Below are 21,172 nucleotides of genomic sequence, written 5' to 3'. Positions count from 1 at the left end.
TAATTAAAGGAATATTTGGGCGTTTTAACGTCCTGCAGCCGTTAGTGCCGACATTGCTGTTGGTGCTTATTCATGTGCTGTCCTCATTGTTAAATTAATAAAAAACACGGGATATGATGACTGTATACACAGAAAGACAGGAAGAATTGGCAGGAGTAATTGATGATAAATCTTCCCGGTCCGATTGGACCGATTGGAAGTGGCACGTTCGTAACACGATCAAAACCGTTTCCAGCTTTGAAAGAGCTCTCGGGATATCATTCACTGATTCCGAAAGGAAAAAGCATGAACTGACCACGAGGAAATTCCCTCTGTCAATCTCACCATATTATCTGTCCTTGATTGATGTAGATGATTATGAAAACGATCCGATCTTCCGGCAGTCTTTTCCGAGCCCGGACGAATTGAGGATTGAGCGTTGCGACATGACCGACCCGCTGCACGAGGATAAAGACAGTCCTGTCCCCGGGATTACCCACCGCTACCCGGACAGGGTGCTTTTTCATGTAAGCAACCTTTGTTCAATGTACTGCAGGCACTGCACCAGAAAGCGCAAGGTAGGGGATCAGGATTCAATTCCATCTACAGCGCAGCTTGAAAAGGGGATAGAGTATATCCGCAACACTCCTCAGGTGCGCGACGTTCTCCTTTCCGGCGGTGATCCGTTTATGCTTTCGGATGAAAAGCTGGACTGGATTCTGACCCGAATACGCGAAATTGAGCATGTTGAAGTCGTGCGCATCGGGACACGTATGCCCGTGGTACTGCCTTATCGCATTACAGACAATCTGGTGAATATGCTTAAGAAGCATCATCCGCTCTGGATTAACACCCACTTCAACCATCCCCGTGAAGTTACGGACTCTTCAAAAAGGGCTCTTGCAAAGCTGGCGGACGCTGGAATTCCCCTTGGAAACCAGAGTGTGCTGCTGGCCGGAATCAATGACTGTCCGCGACTGATTAAGACACTGAACCAGAAGCTGGTCAAGAATCGTGTCCGTCCGTACTACCTGTACCAGTGTGACCTTTCAGAAGGACTGAGTCATTTCCGGACTCCCGTGGGTAAGGGGATAGAGATTCTGGAAAGTCTTCGGGGGCATACCAGCGGTTTTTCCGTTCCCACCTATGTTGTTGATGCCCCCGGGGGGGGTGGCAAGATCCCGGTCATGCCCAACTACATAGTTTCCTGGGGGACGAATAAGGTTGTTCTCAGAAACTACGAAGGGGTTATTACGACTTATACCGAACCGGATTGTTATGAGAGCAAATATTGTGATCGCAATTGTACCGATTGCAATCTGCAGCTTAAGGAGGATGATGCTGAGGAAAAGGCCATCGGCATTGAAAAACTCCTTTCCGATTGGGATGATACATTGAGTCTTACTCCTGAGGACAATGAAAGGGCGGAGCGTAATTCAAATGTCGCATGATGCAATTGTGAACATCGGTCGAAGCTCCATCCAGATAGGCAAGTTTAACGACCGCGTTTACCTGATGTCGTTTGCGGAAGAAGAAAGCGAGGACGTAAATCTGGTTGATTCGCTGATTGAAGCTGCCGTCCATGAAGATCTATCCAAGATTTTTGCCAAGGTTCCTGACTCTCATGCTCCCATGTTTCTTTCCCGCGGGTTCGAACAGGAAGCTTTCGTTCCTGGAATGTACGGGAGTAATGATGGCGTTTTTCTCAGTTTATACAGGTATTCCTGGCGCAGGGAACTGAACAATCAGAGTGAACTCGACCATGTCCTTTCTGTTGCCGGGAGTAAAAAAGGAAAGGGTAATGTTTCAACCCTTCCAAGCTTTCTGCGTATGCGTATGCTTGGGCCGCAGGATACGCCTGAGCTCGCGAACCTTTATCGCAACACCTTTGAAACCTATCCTTTTCCAATTTATGAAGCTGGGTACCTCTGCAAGGCTATGGATGAGGGCGTGAGGTTTACGGGCGTTTTTAAAGGGGCCGAACTGGTCGGTGCTGCTTCTGCTGAAGTAAGTGCCGATGGGCGCAGTTCTGAGATGACCGATTTTGCGGTAAACCCGGCCTGTCGGAAGATGGGCATTGCCGGAGCGTTATTGCGCGCACTTGAAAAGGATTGTGCGCGTTCGGGTATAAGATGCCTGTTTACCATTGCCCGGGCCGGTTCTTATGGGATCAATTCCATGTTTTCCAAAGGCGACTACGAGTATTCCGGGCGTCTGATCAATAACACCAACATAGGTGGTGGGTTTGAATCAATGAATGTCTGGTATAAGCTGGTTTAGGGTGAGTCCATTTTTTAAATGTATTAATTTAGGATGTCAGAGTAAAATATCCTTGTGGCTGCTTCGGATTTGCCCAGAGGCCTGTCAAAAAGAAAGCCCTGTCCATATTTGCAGCCAAATTCCCGTAGACAGGTCAGTTGTTCAACTGTCTCAATACCCTCTGCAACCACATCCATACCCAGTGAATCTGCGAGGGAGATTATTGTTTTGACGATTGCCAGTTTTTCTTCGTCATATTCCATCCCATCAACAAATGAACGGTCGATCTTCAGATTGTCTGCAGGAATTTTACGTAAGTAGCTGAGCGATGAATAGCCGGTCCCAAAGTCGTCAATCTGGAGCCGTAGTTTTTCCTCTTTCAAAGTATGTAATAAACGGAGAGAAGCTTCCGCATCTTCCATGACACCGCTTTCGGTAATTTCGACTTTCAGCAGAAATGGATCAATTCCATAAGCTTTAATTGTGTCTGTTGCACGCGTTGCAAAATCAGTTTGCCGTAATTGATGGACAGACACATTGAAACTAATGAAAGGAATGGGGGACGATTTGCTGGCTGCCCATTCCCTGGCTTGTGCACAGGCCATCTCTATTACTTTGTCTCCTAGGGGGACAATCAACCCGCTTTCTTCCGCTACAGGGATGAATATCTCCGGCATTATCAGGCCATCTTCAGGATGCTGCCAGCGTAAGAGTGCTTCAAATCCTTCAACCCGCAGTGATTCAAGATCGACGATAGGCTGAAAGAGTAGGAAAAAATCATCCTGAGCGAGGGCCTTGCGCATTTCTCCGGTTATTTTAAGGTGCTGAGCGGCTTTGGCGTGCATAAGCTCATCAAAGACACGAACAGAGTTTTTCCCAACAGACTTGGCTGCGTACATAGCTGTATCGGCATCTCTGAGCATCGTCAGTGGGGCAGAGCCTTTATCGCCGAAAGCAATGCCTATGGAGTTTGTAATGTAAATTTCGTATTCGCCGATTTTGAAAGGATGCTCCATTTCCAACTGGATAGTCTCGGCAAGTGATATTGCTTTGTGAGTAAAGTCTACGATGACAATAGCGAACTCGTCCCCTCCCAAACGAATAGCGTCTATGCCGCTTGGAAGTATCGCTGTAAGGCGTCGCGCGTAGTTTTGAAGCAGCATGTCACCGAAGGAATGTCCTAAGCTGTCATTTACAAGTTTGAAGTTGTCCAGGTCAATAAACAGTAATGCAACTTTATGTCCTGAGTTATATATTTTGTTTAGGTGATTTGTAAGGACATCGAACAATTGAGCGCGATTGCCAAGCCCGGTTAGGTCATCATGGTAGGCTTGATATTCGAGCTGTTCCTGCTGTCTTTTGCGATCGGTTATATCGCTTAAGATTGAGAGCAGACGAAGTGTTTTGTTCTCTGCATCGACGGTTATATCGCTTGTCTGTGAAATCCATCTGTATTGTCCATCCGGCGTAATAATGCGGTACTCGGCAGCAGGGCACTGATTATGATCCATACAGAAGAAACAACACCTGCGCGCTACCAACATATCATCGGGGTGGACTCTCTTAAAGAGTATTTCCAAAGAGTCTAAAGGCTGTCTTGAATCAAGATCAAGCATTGTCCGGGCATTATCAGACCAGCGTGTATATATTGGTCTCCCTTTTTGATCTATATTGATTTCCAAACTGCAGACACTACCTGCCTGTTGGGATAGTCGTAGCATTTTATTGTATTGAAACCGTTCATCAATGCCTTGGTGAAGTGCTTCCAGAAGATCTTCTTGCGTCACTGGCTTGAGTAGGAACCTGAAAATGCGCCCTGAGTTGATAGCAGCTATGCTTGCATCCAGGCTTGCATGGCCAGTCAGCATGATTCTGCATATATCAGGGTAAAGGCGTCTCACTTCAGTCAGTAAGTCGCTGCCGCGCATTCCAGGCATCCTTTCGTCGCTGACTATAATATCCACTGGCGTTGTTGCTAGAATTTCAAGAGCTTCAGTTGCCGATTCCGCGGTCAGGATTTTGAAGGGCTCTCCGAGCAGTAAGCGCCTTATCGTTGACAGGACTCGTTTTTCATCATCGACAAATAGAACCGTGCTTATCGTCTTGAATGATTCAATCATAAATATCTCCCGAGAAAGTGAAGAAATATGCCCGCTAAAGAGCTATTCATCGCTGCCACTCTTGTCTTCTTGGTCAATTGGAAAGCGGAGGATGAAGCTGGTTCCTTGTCCAGGAGACGTTTTGAAATTGATGCTTCCGCCATGTTTTTTCATTACAGAGTGTACGATCCCCAGGCCTTGCCCGGTGCCTTTGCCGACCTCTTTCGTTGTAAAAAAAGGATCGAAAATCCGATGTTGTATTTTTTCGGGAATTCCGTTGCCTGTGTCGCTGATCGTGATTTCCGCAATATCGCCTTTTTTGACCGTTGTTATGGTGATAGATCCTTTCTTGTTAGTTGCGGTTGCATCGGCATTCGCGTGCGCAGCGTTAACAAGTACATTCAGTATCGCCTGGTTGAAACTGCCTGGCATGCATGAGATAACAGGGAGGTCCGGATCAAATTCCGTTACGATTTCAGAAGAATATTTCCATTCATTTCTGGAAACTGTAATGATGTTTTCTATAGAGTCTTTGAGGTTGATCGTTTGCATCTTTTCTGAACCAGGGTGCGAGAATTTACGCATTGCTTTTACAATGGAGCTGACCTGTTCAACTCCGAACAAGGTATCCTTGAACGCTTCCGGGACGTCAACCTTGAGGAAATCCAGTTCTCCATCTTTTTTGGCCTGTTCCCATTCCGCAAGCATTGACTGTCCTTCATCGCTTTTCATTCTTCCAAAAGAGTCTTCACAAAGAGACAGAAGCTCCATTACCGTTGCAAAAGAGTCGCGGAGGTAGGCGAGATTTCCGGAAACGTATTGAACCGGAGTGTTTATTTCGTGTGCCAGCCCGGCTGCCAACTGCCCTATGGATTCAAGTTTCTGAGCATTCGCTAATTGGTGCTCTAGGGATTCCTGCTCAGTTATATCAAACAACACGGCGACAATCCTTTGTTGACCACGAATTGTCACCGGAATAAAACTTTCTTCGAGCGGGATGCGTCTTCCCTCGGTATTTATGATGCTGCTGCGATTTTTAAAAATTAAGTGTTGGATGACTTCTCCATCTGCATCACATTTTGGACATTTGGCTTCACACTGAAGGGTCTCAGCACATGATGCGCCAATTATTTGCTCTTTATCCTTTCCGCTTATCCGTATAAACTCATCGTTAACCTCTTCAACAATTTTGTTTTTAAAATCTATTATGAGAATAGCGGCTTTAATTCCCCGCAAAATCTCCCTTAGATATTTCTCCTGCTCAGTCAGGTAAATCATGGCTTGCTTTTGATCTGTTATGTCTGTCATGGCTCCCAGTCTCGCGACAGGATTTCCGGTCTCGTCCTTTTCCCATGTCATGTTGTCAAGGACCCAATGAACTTTACCGTTACGGTCCAATACCCTGTATTCGATCGTTGCATCCTTGACCTCTTGATGTGCGCGTACAAAAAAGTCCAGTACCATGTCCTTGTCATCTGGATGTATTGTCTTTTCCCACAGATGGGGTATTTCAAGCCACTCTTCAGGAGTATAGCCGTAAATATCTTTGGCTGCCTTATTTACGTAATTGACTTCGAATGTATTGCGATCTGCCCGATAAATTAATTCTTTGAGATTTTCGGTTATTATCCGGAATTTTGTTTCTGACGCTTTTAAGGCTTCTTCGGCCTTTTTCCGTTTGCTTATATCGCGAATGGAGGCAACAGCATGGGGAAGACTGTCAATGGAGGTCAATGCCAGAGCTATATCTACCGGGATTTCAGTGCCAGACTTGGACCGAATGTTGATATTCTTATTCCATAACGGGGCATGAAGATCAGGGCATTGGAAGTATGATTTGCACTTGCCAGCGTGTCCATTTTTATACGGTTCCGGAACGAAAATATCTATATTCATGCCTAACAGTTCTGCTTTAGGATAACCGAACATGTCCAGTGTAGCTGAGTTGACCATAACAATTTGGCCATCATCGTTGACAACTATCAATGAATCCGAAACTGCTTCCAAAATATCGTGCAGCTTTTTTTCGCTGCTCTTAGCTTCAAGCTCTGCTTGTTTGAGATCAGTTATATCCTGAAAAGCTCCGCGTATCGAAGTGACTGTTCCGTCTTCAATTTTGGGCTTGCAAATGGTCCTTATCCATTTTTTGTGTCCTGCTGCCGAGATTAATTCAAGTTCAAGGTCATAAGGAGTTCCGTTTGTGATTGCTTCATGTAGTGCTATTTCAATTTTTTCTCTGTTTTCGCCATGGAAAAAGGATAGACCTAATTCAGCGGTCGCTTCAATACTTGGGTCAAGGTCATGAATTCTGGCAACTTCGGAGGTCCAAGCTCCTTTGCCTGTTTTGGGGTCAAATTCCCACCCTCCGACCTTTGCCAGTTGACCCATTTCTTCCAGCAGAAAAGCCTGAGACTTCATTTTTTTCTCTGTCAATTTTCTCTGGGTGATGTCTCTGGTTATAGCCGAGGCCCCGGTAATCTGGCCCTGGGTGTCTCGTATTGGGGAGATGCTGGTTGAGACATTAATACGGGTACCGTCTTTGCGCATGCGAATTGTTTCAAACTGCTGAATTCGATCGCCCTGAGCAATTTTGTTCATTATTTTATTTTTGTCCGTATATATTTCCGGTGGGACAAGAAGCTGGACCGATTTACCTATGATCTCATTCTGCGTGTAACCAAAAATTCTTTCCGCACCTTTATTCCAGTCGGTTATTGTCCCATCCAGTTTTGCTCCTATTATGGCATCCTCTGATGATGAGACCAATGCGGCAAGGCGAGACTGCTCAATCTGGATACGCTGGGCTTTGCTGATTACTTGATCTATCTGCGTCCTGATTATTTTTGATGAAATTGGCTTGTATAAAATCTGTGTGGAGCGGTCTGAAATTATTGATGCAGGAAGATCTGTGGACTTATCTGCAATAACGATTGCTGGGATAGTTGCTGATTCATCCGAGCTTCGCACTGAATTAAGTAGAGCGATTATTTCAAATGCACAATCGCTGCAAATAATGAGTAATGCAGGTGCCATATTTTGTGACTGGATTATTTTATAGTCACAGTTGGATGTCTGGTAAACCTTGTATTTGCCCTCAAGTGCGGAATAAATAGCTGAATCAATTTTATTGTTCTTGCTGAACAATATGATAAGTGGAGCATAGTATCCATTTATGGGTGCACCATCATCAGTACATGAATATGAATGTTCATGAGTCCTTAGAATGGCGTCTTTTCCGACTCTGACAAATTGAGTCACATCTTCTGCCCTGTATAGGATGTGGCTGAGTTCGCCCTTGGCATCTAAAATCGGACAAAAGGAATAACTTATGTATCGTTTGTCAATTTTACCTTCATGATCATCTGTTGTTGTGACCACATGCTCTCTGATGCTCATCGTTTCAGGTTTGCGTGTTGCTGCAGCCTTGTTTACAGATATTTTTAAGGAACTCTGGTACTCATCAATATTGTTCTCCGGGAACGGGGGGGGGATTAGATAAATTTCCTTTCCAAGTATGTTTTCAGTTGTCTGTGTAGCACTGAAATATTCGCTTGTGGCGCTGACGACCCTGAAAGCTGTATCCAGAACTGCACTTATTCCGGGCATGGATGCATATACCGAATTTAAATCTGGAAGATTCGATTCTATGGAATTTTTTTCAGAGAGGTGACAGTTTTTTACACTGCTTTTGCTTTCCGACTTTATGCTCATGCACTACTCCTAGATCAACTGTTGCTCTGCCTTCCGGTAAAATTTTTACAGGCAGTTTTTGCCTACATTGTATAATCCTAAAATTTAATGCGACCTTATAAGAAATATGAATGTCAGTTGGTTGTTGGAAGTCTGATTGTTACCGTGGTGCCAATTCCTTCTTCAGACTCTAACACAATACTTCCCTGATGGACATTGGCTATAACGTTGTAGGCAATTGCAAGCCCCTGACCTGTTCCTTTGCCAATTGTTTTTGTCGTAAAAAAAGGATCAAAAGCCTTTTCAATGACGTGCCTGGGCATCCCGCACCCTGTGTCTGTGATTGCAATTATCGTTGAATCATTTTCCGTTCGGCTTGTTATTTGTATCGTTCCTTTAGTTGAACCTGAACGTCCGGATTTTTGTTCTATCGCATGGGCACTGTTGACTATAAGGTTCAGTATAACCTGCCCCATTTCTCCTTTAAGACAATTCTGAGGCTTCATGCCTTCTTCCAAAATCATTTCCACGTCGGCAACATATTTCCATTCGTTGGTCGAAACTGTTACCGCGTCACGAATAATCTCGTTCAGATCGTGGAAACCCTTCTGGGTCTCGCCTGGATGTGCCAGTTGTTTTACTGACTTAACTATATCAGCAATTCGTCGCAGACCTTCGGTGGATTCTTTAATTGCGTTTGGAATTTCTTCGGTAAGATAATTGAGGTCATCCTCAGTTATTAAATCTTCTGCCTCAATTGCTATGCGTCCCATGGAAGAGCTACTCTGCACCAGGTTACGTATATTGTTCAATCGCTTTAGACTGGTGATGAGCTCAGAGAAACTGTCATCAAGGAATTTGACGTTGGTCATCACGTATTGTGTAGGGGTGTTAATTTCGTGGGCTATTCCTGCGGCAAGTTCTCCTATTGATTCCAGCTTCTGGGCCTGCCTGAGCTGTGCCTCAATGATAAGTTGGTGTGTTATGTCTCGGGCAACGGAGACGAAATTGACGATTGTTCCTTCTTCATTGCGTACCGGGGCGATTGTTGTGTCCTGGGTGAAACGTCTGCCATTTTTATCCAGATTGATGAATCGTCCTTTCCATATATTCCCGCGGCAAATCGTTTCCCAGAGTTCGCCGTAAAATGAAGATTCATGTTCGCCACTTTTGAGAATGTTTGGCTTCTTACCAATTATTTCAGCAGAAGAGTAGCCGCTGATGAGTTCAAAAGCCGGATTTACATAAGTTATGATTCCTGCAGTATCGGTAATCAAAATTGCTTCAGCACTCTGGTCAAGAACAGCTGTCAAGCGTTTATGCTCAAGCTCAGCATCTTTTAAGGGAGAAATGTCGGTAATGGTTATGACAAAGCCAGGGGTGTCATTACCAGTGTCTTCCATCTCGACAATCTGGCCCAGCAGCCAATAAACTGTCGAGTCTGAGTTCATTATTCTGAATTCAAGACGTTCGCATGCTATAGGCGTGGACGAGAACCAGTTTTGAATAACATTAATCCTATCTGCAGGATGCATATAAGATATCCACGCACTGTCGAGAAGCTCTTCGCGTGTTGCGTTGAACAGTTTAAGAGTTCTCCTGTTGACATACTGAACCTTACCCGCACCATCGGTAATTATGATGCCTACAGGGGAGGCCTTGGCTATTCCCTTGAAGCGACGCTCACTTTCGGCCAGCTCCCGTTCCATTTTTTTGCGGAGGGTGAAATCCTCAATCGTTGCAATCATTTCAAATGGAGGTTCTTTTCTTAGAACCGGGTTGAATATCGCCCGTAGAAATGTTGTTTTTCCTCCTGTAATTGAAGTGTACGTGTCTTCAAAATATGATTTCTCACCTGATATTGCTTTTATTATCGCTTCGTGCATTTTGGGATTGACGACTTTGTCCGCACCTAGACCAAGCAGCTTTTCTCGCGTGGTCCCCAAGATTTCGGCAAGGTTGTCGTTGCAGTCGCTTATTCTTCCATCTTTTCCAGAATATGCTATGCCCAGCGGGCTGTTTTCAAAGATACTTTTATATCTGGCTTCACTATTTTTCAGCTGTTCAAGTGCCTTGTATTTTGATGTGATATCGTTTCCGATACAGAGAATTTCCTTACATTCTCCGTTCGGGAGGAAGGAAATATTTGTTCTCCACGCAATCCAAAAGTTGTCTCCATGCATATTTTTGCAGATGCGCTCGTGTGGGCCTGATCCTTCTCCAAAAAAAATAGTGAGTTCTTGAGGCGAACTGAGATTGTCAGAAATAGTTCCTCCAAGCAGGTCCAGAAAGGACAGTCCAACAATTGAACTCCCCTTGGAGCCTAAAAAATTAGTAGCAAACCTGTTGGCGAAAGAGATCAGTCCATTTGAATCAATTTTTATGATCAATGAATTCGCGTTTTCCACAAGCGTGCGATAATCTTTTTCCCCCTTTGCAATAGTATCAAAAATTGGGTTGCTGAATTTGCGGAAGATTAAGAGGCCCAGTAAAGTCACGCTCAGGCACGTTGCAAAAACGTAGACGTTGGCTATGATAAAAGAGTGCTTGATATAATCAAGGTCCAACGCAATGACCATCCCCAACGAAATATCACCACTTCGTACAGGGCTATATGCCGCAATTATTTTTTTGTTCTCAGAATTCAGTCCGGTTTGAGTGATGGAATCCGTAATAGCTCCTGTGTACATCCTGGTCGTAAACAGGTTTTCTGAGACGCGATCCTGCAACTTCACAAGGTCGGTGATCGTTTTACCGTTGATAATTAAATATTTTAGTTCACCAGCGATATTTACTCCGATAACATATTCTCTGTCATTATTGTTTTCTTTTAGCTGCTGCTGAGAGGTCTCGATAAAGCCAATCGCCTCGTTCAACTTGAATGGGATGCCAAATTTTTCTTCCATATATAAATAGTGCTGGATGGCATTTGAGGCCAGAATTGCCTGGCTTTTTACAAGCTCACTTAGGCTTCGCTTTTGTTCTGTGATTATCATTCTGTAGAAAATAAAAGACGTAGTCGCTGATGCAGAAATGGCTATAAATACAAGGACTGAGGCCAGAAATATGAATCTTTTGTTTCGCTCTGTCATGAATCGTTCTCTTAATTAATTAGGTGTATCGGTTGCTTTTAATTTGGTGGCTTTATATGTTTGATCTAGGTTATCATTGTAGGCGTTGCTTTAGAAGGAAAACAATCCATTTTTTGAATTTATCACCTTGTGAGATTGTGTCGAGATAATGGTTAGTAACTGACCGGAGAAAATGGAGATGAGCAGTAAGATTCGGGTAATCTTTGTTGATGACGAACCGAAGGCATTGGGAGCTATTCGCCGTATGCTTCGTTTCAAGATGAGTGACTGGGATCTCGCGTTTGCAGAATCCGGTGCGGACGCGCTTGCTCTGTTTGCTGAAAAACCATTTGATGTAATCGTGTCAGATATTCGTATGCCAGAAATGGACGGAGCGGAACTCTTGCGCCGGGTAAAAGAGGATTACCATAAAACTATTCGTATAGCTTTATCCGGGCAAGTCGGCCTCAGCGAAGTAGTGCGTAGTATTCGATCTGTCCATCAGTATATTTCCAAGCCCTGTGATGCCGGTGACTTAATAGCTAAAATCGAAGGCGCCCTTAAGTCGAGAGAAATATTAAGTGATTCCACAATGCAAGAGCTTGTTGCGGAAATTGAAACTCTTCCAGTCCTGCCACATGTATTTAAATCAATTGAAGAGGAACTCGCCAGGCAGGAACCTTCGATAAAAAAAATAGCAGAACTGATCTCCATGGATGTTGGACTTGTGGCCAAGATTCTCAAGTTGATCAACTCTCCATATTTCGGACTTCCAACACAAGTTGATTCTATATTTCAGGCCATAACAATGCTTGGCCTTGATACCATAAGTTCTTTAATCGTTGGAACTCATCTCTTTTCAATGTATGATGGCAAATCCATGCCGGATTTTTCATTGACAATGCTTTGGGAACACAGTTTCAGAGTGTCAAATATTGCCAGAATTATTGCCGAGTACGAGGGATTGGATAAAGCAACCATTGTTCAAGCTCGTATGGCAGGCTTGTTGCACGATGTTGGGAAGTTGATTTTGGTGAGTTATTTCCCGGAACAATACCATGAAGTTTTGAACATTGTTTCCAAAGAACGTAAATCAGTGCATAGTGCAGAGTTTGAAGTGTTTGGAACAACTCATGCGCAAGTAGGAGCCTACCTTATGGGGTTATGGGGAATGGCTGGAGAGGTTGTTTATGGTATAGGATACCATCATTCCTATGATGAGTATGACATGAGCATTTCAATGCTGGTGTCCATGGCAAATATGATTGATCATCAGTGCATAATAATTCATGAAGATTACAATAGATTTGTGCTGAACAACAGTGTTCTCCGCGGTCAAGGAGGAAAGAAGATTGAAGAGTGGACTTCACATATAGCCAAAAATTGGGATGGAATTGTGCAATTCAATGTGCTTGATAAAGATATGATCAATCTTCTAAGGGAGTAGGACTCAGCTATGAAGCATTCAATTATGCTTGTTGACGACGAGCCCAATGTGCTGTCTTCCTTGAAGAGGCAATTGCGTGGTCAGTACGATGTACATACTTCAGATGACCCTGAAAAAGCTCTTGTAGAACTAAAGAATAATAAACATATTGCTGTTGTAATTTCAGACTATAGAATGCCGCAGATGAATGGAATTGACTTTCTTAAAGAAGTTAAGTCCTGCAGTCCTGATTCCACTCGGATGATTCTTACAGGATACGCTGATTTGGATAATGCTATCGGGGCAGTAAATGATGGGCATGTATTCAGATTTTTGACAAAACCCTGCGAAAAAGAGACCCTGCTCGAAAATATTCGGGAAGCCGCTAAACAGTATGACCTTGTAACAGGCAAGAAAATACTGCTGGAGCAAACCCTGAAAGGAAGTGTGGAATTATTGACCGAGATTACTTCCTTGGTAAATCCTCAAGCCAGTGAACGTATTAGCAGGGTGAGAAGGTATGTTCGGTATCTGGCGCAAAAGAAAGGAGTTAAAGATTTTTGGAGATATGACATCGCGACCATGCTTTCGCAACTGGGACTCCTTGTCCTTCCCCCCGGAACGATGGAAATGTTTCTCCAGGGTAAGGAGCTTAATTCAGAGCAGAAAGAGATTTTTGAAATGCATCCGGTTGTAGCCAAGAGTCTTGTTGAAAAACTGCCAAGGATGCAGAGTATTGCTGAAATGATTGCCTATCAACTGAAGGGGTTTGATGGTTCCGGTTCTCCGTTGGATGGAGTAGATGGCGAGAGTATCCCCCTTGGCGGGAGGATCCTGCGCATTGCACTTGATTTTGATTTGTATCTCCATTTGTATGAAAATCAGCGACAGGCATTTAGACAGCTTGAAGATAAAGCACAGGAGTATGATCCTGAGCTTCTATATTATCTTGAAGGAATGCTCGGGGTTGAGGCTCGATACGAAGTAAAGTCCCTGAGTATAAAGGAATTAGTTCCTGGAATGATTCTCTATGAGGATATACTATCGGATAAAGGGGCATTGCTTTTGCGGAAGAGTCTTGAGCTTGATAAAGATAAGATTGATCGAATTCACATGTTTGCGCGTAAAGTTGGTGTGACAGAGCCTGTCAGTGTCCTTGTTTCCAATTAGTGATTAATGCAGGTTCCTGTTGCGTGTATGGTTGTTCATTACTCCCGCTGAAGATAGTTCTTGATAATGTTACTTAGAGAATGCTTGAAATCAATATTGATCCACCCGTCTTCCGGTAATGGGGGAAAGCTGCCTTCCACCTCAGTCGCCAGCAGTAGTAATGAGCGGCTCTATAGATGACGGGCATGAAGTGAGAGTTGCTCCGTTTATGTAAGAGTCGAGAAGGGCGACATAAATACTCAAGAGAATCCAGTAGGCCTACAGACTCTGCGCTGGAGTTGTGGCTGATTTGATGCCCGATTCAAAACGCATATACTCTAAATCCGGTACATGGGGACAGTTTCCCAACTCATGCAGCAGGGTGCCGTAATGCTTGCCTGAGTCCTGAAAGGCCGCACGGGGCGGCATGTGGATCTCATCCTTAGCGCGAGTGTCAAAAGCATTTGGCGCGCTACAGGTACAGAACAGATTTTGGGCACAAAAAAAGGACTCACAAGCAACCGTGAAGTTGTGTGTAAGTCCTTGATTTTCTTTTGGTACCCAGAGCGGGACTTGAACCCGCACAGCCGTAAGGCCGAGGGATTTTAAGCCCTTCCAAAAAGATTCTGCCACATGTGAGTTAGCGTCCCTAACCGCTTTGAATACAAGAGATTCATCGGTTATTACTCTGTCTACACATCCAGTAAAGTCTGTGAGTGTATTAGAAATAAGTGGGACAGGAGTGGGACAGATATGGCCGCCAATAAATTCGAGGCAACCAAGTTTACAGGAGTTCGTTGCCGCAATCATCTGACGCGCAGGCACGGAGTTCAGCCCGACAAATACTATGTGATCCGGTATAAGGTCAAAGGCAGGCTCAAGGAAGAGGGACTCGGCTGGGCATCGCAGGGATGGTCCCCGGCCAAGGCCCATAAGGTTCGTTCCGAAATCGTCGCAAACATCAAGCTCGGAAGCGGTCCGCAGTCCCTTGAGGAATTCAGGGCGATCAAGGATGCCGAGGAACGAGCAAAGGTTGTTGAAAGGCAGGCCCGAAAGACTTTTGCGGAAGCCGGTGAAATCTACATCGACGAGTACGCCAGAAACAATAAGAAAAGCTGGCAGCATGACCGCACACGCTTCAGGCTCCACCTCAAACCGGTGATCGGAACTATTGTCCTCGACGACCTGTGTTTCAAGCACATTGAGGCTCTCAAGACAACCGTTGCTGGTAAGGGGCTTGCCAAGGCCACGGTCAGCCAGTGCCTCGCCCTTACTCGGCAGATCTGCAATTATTCCATTCAACGCGGCTGGCTCAAGAGCGGGAATCCGGTCAAGGGCGTCAGGTTTCCGAAGCTCAACAACCGCAGGCTGCGTTATTGCTCCGCAGAAGAGGAGGGCGCATTCTTCGGGCTGGCAGCCGAAAGAGGGTACACCGACTGCCATGACATCTGCCTGCTCAGTCTTTACACCGGCATGCGGATGGGGGAAATTTTTGTACTTACCAGACAGGATATTGATCTGGTGGAAGACAGGATCATTATTAAAGGTCAATCCGGGGCGGATGACGGACCCAAGGCCGGAACGAGTCGTGTTGCTTACATCACTGAGAAGATAAGGCCGATGCTGGCTTACAGAGTCAGCCGGTTGAAAAGCGTTGAAGCCTTGCTCTTTCCCGGACCGTCCGGAGAAATTCGCAGGGAGATCGGGCAGAACTTTGCAACCCTGATGAAGCATCTCGGATGGAATGAGGGCGTCACTGACCGCCGATTGAAATTTTGTGCTCATTGCTTCCGTCATACGTTTGCTTCCCGGCTTGTTGCCAAAGGTGTTCCGCTTCCTGTTGTTAAAAAGATGATGGGCCACGCCACGATCCAGACCACTATGCGCTACACTCACACTCATGATGATCAGTGCCGTAATGCCGCGCAGCTGCTGCTTTAAACCAGTGGCTCGGACTCTTCAATGAACCAGTCTACAAACGGTTCGCGGGAGTAGAAGACTTTGCGGCCGCGCTTGAAACGTCCTTCAAGCGGGCCTGCGCCCTGACAATCAAGCATGCGCATAGTCTTGGCCTTGATGAGCCCGCCGGTGTACTTTTCCACCCCCTGCCTGCAGAGGATAGGGGGAAGTGTGTTCAGGAGGTGTTCTTTGAGTTCGTCTCTGGTCATGGCTTTTACTCCACAAAAGAATGCTTGGGGCTGTGCCCGTTTGCGTCGAGGCCGCAGAGGAGTTCCTGAATGGCAGTCATGGCTTCCTGGCCTTCCTTGCGGATCTGCAATTTGACTTCGTCGGTGAGTTCATCTTTTTCGATGGCTCCACCGTACACGGAAATAAGTTCGCCGAATTCCTTCACAGCCTTTACAAGCGTCGTGTTCGAGCAGTTCTCGGCAGGCAGCTTGATAAATAGTCCGCCCATCTCGGCGGCAAGCAGGTGTACAGGTGCATCAGATCCGCATGCTTTCATCAGCGGAATCAAGAGTTCAGCACCAAGCTTGTGGCTGGTGTTTTCAGAATTGAGTTCATTCAGCAGTACGTGATGCTTTTTATTCACTCTGGCGGCAACGGCTCTTGCCCCTATATCCGAATCGAGAACCATCTTGCGGACTGAATCGGTCAACTTCATGATTTTGCTCCTTAGATTAATGCTGCGTGTAACGTGACCCAAAGCGAAAGAAGGCGTATTTTCCGTCCGGCTGCGATCCAATCAATTAGCGTTTTTTGCGTTTGGGGCCGCTCTTTTCCCTGCTGCGCTCCGGGAGCAGTTCTTCGGGCATGCCGAATTCGTCGCGTAAAATTTTGATGTATTTCTGAGGGCATTCGCCGCTACGGAGGATGCAGGAAACTCTGGAAGGGGTGAGGTCGAATCTTTCGGCAAGCGCAACATTGGTGAGCCCGTTCTTTTCCATCCACGCACGGCGCAGGAAGTGGTCAGGAATAGATTCAGTTGTAAAGGGGGCTTGCGCTGAGTCGTTAGTTTGGTTAATCATCAATGGAACCTCAATCAGTTGATGGTTATTTTTATTCAATGTGTGTTGTTGAGTTAAGGAATAATGTAAAATCTTGCCAAAAGTCAATAAGATTTTACTAAAAATGGTGTGCTCTGATATGTCGGATATTGTCGAAAGATTCCTTTCGGTTAGAGAATTCTTGGGGCTCAAGAAAGCTGATTTTTGTCGTGACGTTGGAATCTCTACAACAAGCTATGACAACTATTCGAATGGAAAAGGGGCTCCTAAAGCAGTTTTCTTGGCTAATATTTGTAAAAAGTTTGGCGTTAGCGGTACGTGGCTTTTGACTGGGCAGGGGGATTTTCTAAGAAAGTCTCAGGACTCCTTCAAGGATTGCTTGCCTCAGTTAACCAAAAAACTGATGGATGTAGAAACTTCTATGGATAAGGCTGCTCGACTCGCCAAGCTGGAGGCAATGAAAGCCGTCATTGAAGGCGAAATTGAAGCTGAAAAAAATATGCAGCCCGGAGAAGCCGAGCACGCAGCAAATGGATAGAGCGTAATTCTGGTTGGCCCGCATTTATTAAAGGAATGTGGGTCAATTTTTTTTGATTGAAAATTGAGTTATAATAAAAATTGTGTAGTTAGGTGTATTTTTGTGATCGGTGTGATTGTGTGAGCGGTTAGTTGTTTTTAGGGTGAGACTAGATGATAATATGAATAATAACGATTTCAATTTAATCATTGCTGATAGTTTACAACGTATAATCGAAAACAATACACCTCTGTGGAAGCAGAATGAGGTGTTACGGAAAAGATTCGTCAGGGACTATCCTGTTGATAAAATCTCGAGTTTTGAATTTGACGAATATGTTTTAGGTAAAGGGGCTTGTAACAAGTCTTTTTGTTATAGAATTGAAAGGGAGTTAGATGGTCTTGGTCGCATAACAGGATCAAGTGTTAATAGATTTGGTGTTTGGTATTCGAAATCGAGCGGAAATTATGACTGTTCAGTGAAGTGGGGCGGAATTCATAAAGATGTCTCACAGGCTTTTGCTGAAATTAAAAAAAATATTGTGGACTTAATTGATGCGGGAAAATCCGAAGACCGTGCAAGAATTATACGGAATGAATTGTCACCAATGTTCAAGGGTAAAATTTTGTTTATATATTACCCAGAGTTGTATTTTCCAGTTTATTCACATCTACACTTAAAACATTTTATAAACTCACTGAATCTTTCCGTGATGTCTAATAATGAATTTGATTTACAGAAAACATTGCTAGAGGCTCGTTGTAATTGGCCTGCTCTTGATGACAACTCTCCTTATCTATGGCCTGATTTACTTTATGATATTTTTAAAGCCCCTAGTAGAAGTTCTTTTCAAGATGTTCCACCGCTCAATGAAGCAATAAATGGTGCTAATTTTATAACTAGTTTGTCTGCATCTACTAATGAAGGTTTAAACGGACAGAGTCGAGGCAAAAGCAAATTAAATTTTGAAAAAATTAATAGGCAGCGGAAATGGTTAGGCGATAGAGGGGAGAAGATTGTTCTCGCTCTTGAAAAGAAGAGACTTACCGAAGCTGGGCTCAGTCTTTTAGCTAATCGAGTTGAGCATGTAGCAAGTGAAGATGATAGTGCTGGGTATGATATTAAATCTTTCGAAGAAGACGGAGCAGAGAGATATATTGAAGTTAAGGCTACACGTGCAGATAATTTAAGCAGAGGATTTTATTTGTCGCGAAACGAACTACGGGTTTCAATAGAAAAGAGTAATTACTATGTATATATTGTGTTTAAAGCTGACACAGGAACTCCCGATATTTACTCCATCGACAAACCAGATTTTGAAAATCAAGCTGAGTATAGTTTAGAACCTCAGACATATAATGTAAAAATTGATTTTTAGCATTATATTTAAATTATAATCTGCAGACAGGCATCTACAAGACGGCGAAGTTCTCAAATTTACTACTCCAATCAAAGCTTGATTAAGCAATTCTATCGAATACAATGTCGGTACACATTTTTCTTCGTTGAAGCTTTTGCCGAATCAAGTTGCGCCTTCCTCCATCCTTTGGACCGCTGGTAGGTAATTTTAAGGTGGAGACTGTGGATTCAGTCATATATGCGAAGAAGCATTTTCATAAGACTGAGAGTGAGTATTGGGTTTTGATTCGGGGTGTTGAGGGGCGGATTGGGGCGTTGGAGTAATTATTAAAGTTTTGTTGTATAAGGAAAGTATATGTCAAAGGTGGTTATTCCATATTTGTCGCCTCTTGGGTTTAATCGTTCAGATTATAGTTATGATCTTATTGCATCCCAAAGAAGTAAAGTTTTGCATGAGGTGAGACTTGTTTCGGGTATACCTGAGCTTGTAAGACGTTTTAATCCAGAGACCGTATACAAGCTTGTCACCTCCCCTGAAGGGGGCAAATTATTGAAAGATTCGGCAGGAAATATCAAGGGCGTTTTTTATAAAGATGGGAAAATTCTTGAGCATGCGAAATTTAAAGCAGTGTCCCCTTCTTTAATACAAGCAGCAAAGGCGGCTGGAGCTCAAATTCTTTTGGTCAGTATTGCAATGCAACTAAATCGTATTGAACAAGAAATATCTAAAGTTAGAGTTGATTTACATAATGACAGAATTTCTGAGGTACACGCTGGGCTGAATCTTTATGATCAGGCTCTGTTAGCAAAAAAACAGGCAGTCAAGCAGGAACTGTTCTGCAATGCTCTGCAAAGTTTGAATGTCGGTATTGAAAAGACAATCAAGGCCCTAAAAGTACAAATCGAAGAGGCCCCTGAAGCTACGGTTGGTTTTTGGGATAACTGGTGGACAAATAAATCTGTATTTGCTCAAGAAAAATTGGGGTTAGCTGAGGAGTCTTTTTATACTTGTGTCTTGGGAGTGAAGACGATTTCTGATTGCTATGTTGCTCTTGAAGAACCGAACGTTGCTGCATATGTGTTGTCTGACTCGGTTAGGAAGATTTTGGATTGTAGAGTTGATTTGGCTTTTCAAAAATCTAGATTGATACCTGCTAGAGAAAATGTGTTTCCTGAACATGTCTGGGGAGGTTTCCTAGATGCCGCTCCGGAGGTTTTAAAAACTACCAAAGACTGCAAGATAATAACTGAAGATAAGGTTAAGTATATTGAAATTGAGTTTAAACCACATGAATTGATAGGCGGAGTTTATGAGCGTTTGTAAGCAATGCGGAAGGAGATTGGAAGACAATGAAATTAAGAAGGGGTTATGCCCCGCCTGTATCTCTGAAAAGTCACACAAGGTAAAGAGTTTGTGGAAGATATTAGGGTTTGTCTTTATAGGTGTTTCGCTCGTTATGTCGGTTGTCTGCAAGGGCAAAGGTAAAGAGAATACGTAGTTTCTAAATTTCCAGCAGACTTCGTTCAGTGTTCTTAATTTTCATTTTTTATGTAATACATCCTGTTAGTGATAAGATGATCCTTTCAAGGCTAAGACCATGATTAAAATTACCTTTGATACAAGCTTTATTGTAGGTATGAAGTTCCATTTTTCGGCAATTGTGTTTGAACGTCTTGCCATTTTAGTGAAGATTGGAGCTGTTAAGGTTTATTTGGTCGACATCATAGATGAAGAGATCAAGGCGAAGATTACTTGTTCCTCAATAAAGATTGCGCAAGAAGTAAGCAATTCGTTGACCTCAAACAGACTCTTCGAGCAAATAAATTTTGATGGAAGCAGCTTCTTTGTGATTTTCTTTTCAATGATTTTTTCGGTGAGCAATTTAAAAAATTAAGTTTGACTGCATATTCGGCCTTTAAAAAGAAACTTAAGGTTGAGATGATAAGTAGCAATGATGTTTCGCCGAGGGTTGTATTTGATAGGTATTTTAATCAGGAACCCCCGTTTAAAAATACTAAGAAAAAAAAGGCTGAATTTCCAGACGCATTTGCAATTCAAACCCTTGTCGATCGATTTCAAGATGAGCCTTTGGTCGTCTTTTCTACCGATAATGATTGGAAGAGTTCTTTTGAGAAAAAGAAATCAATTACAGTGCTGAGAAAACTCATTGAGTTGTTCGAAATGGTTCCAGAGGAAGTCATTAAAGATGTGGAAGTTCGAGAAAAGCAAAACTGGGCTATGTCAGTTCTTGATGATTGTTGGGAGCAGATTGAGGAAAAATTACACCAAGACTTACTAGCCCAAAAAATTACAGTGTTTGGTGCTAAGAATGTTGATTTTAATTTTATTGAATTAATTATTTCAAGAGCTGGCGTTTCTATCATCGGGCAATCAAACGATAATGCTAAATTTTTAGTTTCAGTTGATGCAACATTCCACGCAATGGCCTCTTACGACACTTTAGGTGTTGGGCGTGTTACGGATGAGTTGATTGAGGACACTCATGAAATTGATGTCTATGTGGCCGTCAAGTATTCATTCAAAGAGAGGAGTCATAGCTGTGAGTTCTTCATAGATATTGATGTTCCGTCTGTGCTTCAGCTTGATCCGTATGATGAATGCGATATTTGGTGCTCATGTTATGATGAGGATTAGG

Annotated in this window: 16 protein-coding genes; 10 read left to right on the top strand and 6 right to left on the bottom strand. The window is 43.7% G+C overall.

From position 1 onward, the window contains the following. The first annotated feature begins 116 nt into the window (after window positions 1–116). Window positions 117–1,430 (top strand): lysine 2,3-aminomutase, encoded by a 1,314-nt coding sequence (gene ablA / locus N7E73_RS02945; protein ID WP_432737454.1) that lies wholly within the window; start codon window positions 117–119, stop codon window positions 1,428–1,430. Then, window positions 1,420–2,259 (top strand): putative beta-lysine N-acetyltransferase, encoded by an 840-nt coding sequence (gene ablB / locus N7E73_RS02940; RefSeq protein ID WP_432737453.1) that lies wholly within the window; start codon window positions 1,420–1,422, stop codon window positions 2,257–2,259. The genes ablA and ablB overlap by 11 nt, the downstream gene beginning before the upstream one ends. A 23-nt stretch (window positions 2,260–2,282) precedes the next feature. Here the strand turns inward: ablB and N7E73_RS02935 are convergent, their stop codons facing one another. The 3 genes from N7E73_RS02935 to N7E73_RS02925 form a co-directional block, all read right to left on the bottom strand. Beyond that, window positions 2,283–4,358, bottom strand: a complete 2,076-nt coding sequence (locus N7E73_RS02935) for a putative bifunctional diguanylate cyclase/phosphodiesterase (protein ID WP_432737451.1) — start codon at window positions 4,356–4,358, stop codon at window positions 2,283–2,285. A 42-nt stretch (window positions 4,359–4,400) separates the two neighbouring features. Continuing rightward, complete coding sequence (locus N7E73_RS02930) at window positions 4,401–8,048, bottom strand: PAS domain S-box protein (RefSeq protein ID WP_432737450.1); 3,648 nt, start codon at window positions 8,046–8,048, stop codon at window positions 4,401–4,403. 113 nt (window positions 8,049–8,161) lie between these two features. Next, window positions 8,162–11,119, bottom strand: coding sequence for a PAS domain S-box protein (locus N7E73_RS02925; RefSeq protein ID WP_432737448.1), 2,958 nt, complete (start codon window positions 11,117–11,119; stop codon window positions 8,162–8,164). Window positions 11,120–11,297: 178 nt separating this feature from the next. Between N7E73_RS02925 and N7E73_RS02920 the strand changes: the two genes are divergently transcribed. The 3 genes from N7E73_RS02920 (at window position 11,298) to N7E73_RS02910 (ending at window position 15,614) form a co-directional block, all read left to right on the top strand. Then, window positions 11,298–12,545, top strand: coding sequence for an HDOD domain-containing protein (locus tag N7E73_RS02920; protein WP_432737446.1), 1,248 nt, complete (start codon window positions 11,298–11,300; stop codon window positions 12,543–12,545). A 9-nt stretch (window positions 12,546–12,554) separates the two neighbouring features. Continuing rightward, window positions 12,555–13,694, top strand: a complete 1,140-nt coding sequence (locus tag N7E73_RS02915; RefSeq protein WP_432737445.1) for an HD domain-containing phosphohydrolase — start codon at window positions 12,555–12,557, stop codon at window positions 13,692–13,694. Between the two features lie 732 nt (window positions 13,695–14,426). Beyond that, complete coding sequence (locus N7E73_RS02910) at window positions 14,427–15,614, top strand: tyrosine-type recombinase/integrase (protein WP_432737444.1); 1,188 nt, start codon at window positions 14,427–14,429, stop codon at window positions 15,612–15,614. Here the strand turns inward: N7E73_RS02910 and N7E73_RS02905 are convergent. The 3 genes from N7E73_RS02905 to N7E73_RS02895 form a co-directional block, all read right to left on the bottom strand. Continuing rightward, a complete protein-coding gene (locus tag N7E73_RS02905; protein ID WP_432737442.1) occupies window positions 15,611–15,841 on the bottom strand; it encodes a hypothetical protein in 231 nt (76 codons plus the stop codon). The two genes, N7E73_RS02910 and N7E73_RS02905, sit on opposite strands and share 4 nt — an antisense overlap. Before the next feature lie 5 nt (window positions 15,842–15,846). Further along, complete coding sequence (locus tag N7E73_RS02900; protein ID WP_432737441.1) at window positions 15,847–16,296, bottom strand: phage regulatory CII family protein; 450 nt, start codon at window positions 16,294–16,296, stop codon at window positions 15,847–15,849. 85 nt (window positions 16,297–16,381) lie between these two features. Further along, entirely contained in the window at window positions 16,382–16,660 is a 279-nt protein-coding gene (locus tag N7E73_RS02895; RefSeq protein ID WP_432737439.1) for an XRE family transcriptional regulator, read from the bottom strand. Between the two features lie 118 nt (window positions 16,661–16,778). On the opposite strand from N7E73_RS02895, the gene N7E73_RS02890 reads away from it, so the two are divergent. The 5 genes from N7E73_RS02890 to N7E73_RS02870 all read left to right on the top strand — a co-directional run bounded on the left by N7E73_RS02890 (window position 16,779) and on the right by N7E73_RS02870 (window position 21,171). Further along, on the top strand, window positions 16,779–17,177 hold the full coding sequence (locus N7E73_RS02890) for a helix-turn-helix domain-containing protein (RefSeq protein WP_432737438.1): 399 nt from the start codon (window positions 16,779–16,781) through the stop codon (window positions 17,175–17,177). A gap of 160 nt (window positions 17,178–17,337) precedes the next feature. Further along, window positions 17,338–18,534 carry a DUF3883 domain-containing protein gene (locus tag N7E73_RS02885; RefSeq protein ID WP_432737436.1) on the top strand — a complete coding sequence of 399 codons (1,197 nt, stop codon included), beginning with the start codon at window positions 17,338–17,340 and terminating at the stop codon, window positions 18,532–18,534. Window positions 18,535–18,870: 336 nt separating this feature from the next. Continuing rightward, a complete protein-coding gene (locus N7E73_RS02880; RefSeq protein WP_432737435.1) occupies window positions 18,871–19,839 on the top strand; it encodes a hypothetical protein in 969 nt (322 codons plus the stop codon). A gap of 274 nt (window positions 19,840–20,113) precedes the next feature. Beyond that, the gene (locus N7E73_RS02875; protein WP_432737433.1) at window positions 20,114–20,410 is read left to right on the top strand and encodes a hypothetical protein; all 297 of its coding nucleotides are present in this window, start codon (window positions 20,114–20,116) and stop codon (window positions 20,408–20,410) included. A 2-nt stretch (window positions 20,411–20,412) separates the two neighbouring features. Then, a complete protein-coding gene (locus N7E73_RS02870) occupies window positions 20,413–21,171 on the top strand; it encodes a PIN domain-containing protein (protein ID WP_432737431.1) in 759 nt (252 codons plus the stop codon). The last annotated feature ends 1 nt before the right edge of the window (window position 21,172 follow it).

This window comes from Maridesulfovibrio sp. FT414 (assembly GCF_050916235.1).
Lineage (GTDB): Bacteria > Desulfobacterota > Desulfovibrionia > Desulfovibrionales > Desulfovibrionaceae > Maridesulfovibrio.
The sequence above is the reverse complement of the archived record's forward strand: the minus strand, read 5'-3'. Positions and strand labels throughout refer to the sequence as shown.

Coding starts and splice junctions, on each gene's coding strand:
- ablA (WP_432737454.1), top strand. CDS start 117: ATGACTGTATACACAGAAAGACAGGAAGAATTGGCAGGAGTAATTGAT.
- ablB (WP_432737453.1), top strand. CDS start 1,420: ATGTCGCATGATGCAATTGTGAACATCGGTCGAAGCTCCATCCAGATA.
- N7E73_RS02935 (WP_432737451.1), bottom strand. CDS start 4,358: ATGATTGAATCATTCAAGACGATAAGCACGGTTCTATTTGTCGATGAT.
- N7E73_RS02930 (WP_432737450.1), bottom strand. CDS start 8,048: ATGAGCATAAAGTCGGAAAGCAAAAGCAGTGTAAAAAACTGTCACCTC.
- N7E73_RS02925 (WP_432737448.1), bottom strand. CDS start 11,119: ATGACAGAGCGAAACAAAAGATTCATATTTCTGGCCTCAGTCCTTGTA.
- N7E73_RS02920 (WP_432737446.1), top strand. CDS start 11,298: ATGAGCAGTAAGATTCGGGTAATCTTTGTTGATGACGAACCGAAGGCA.
- N7E73_RS02915 (WP_432737445.1), top strand. CDS start 12,555: ATGAAGCATTCAATTATGCTTGTTGACGACGAGCCCAATGTGCTGTCT.
- N7E73_RS02910 (WP_432737444.1), top strand. CDS start 14,427: ATGGCCGCCAATAAATTCGAGGCAACCAAGTTTACAGGAGTTCGTTGC.
- N7E73_RS02905 (WP_432737442.1), bottom strand. CDS start 15,841: ATGACCAGAGACGAACTCAAAGAACACCTCCTGAACACACTTCCCCCT.
- N7E73_RS02900 (WP_432737441.1), bottom strand. CDS start 16,296: ATGAAGTTGACCGATTCAGTCCGCAAGATGGTTCTCGATTCGGATATA.
- N7E73_RS02895 (WP_432737439.1), bottom strand. CDS start 16,660: ATGATTAACCAAACTAACGACTCAGCGCAAGCCCCCTTTACAACTGAA.
- N7E73_RS02890 (WP_432737438.1), top strand. CDS start 16,779: ATGTCGGATATTGTCGAAAGATTCCTTTCGGTTAGAGAATTCTTGGGG.
- N7E73_RS02885 (WP_432737436.1), top strand. CDS start 17,338: ATGAATAATAACGATTTCAATTTAATCATTGCTGATAGTTTACAACGT.
- N7E73_RS02880 (WP_432737435.1), top strand. CDS start 18,871: ATGTCAAAGGTGGTTATTCCATATTTGTCGCCTCTTGGGTTTAATCGT.
- N7E73_RS02875 (WP_432737433.1), top strand. CDS start 20,114: ATGATTAAAATTACCTTTGATACAAGCTTTATTGTAGGTATGAAGTTC.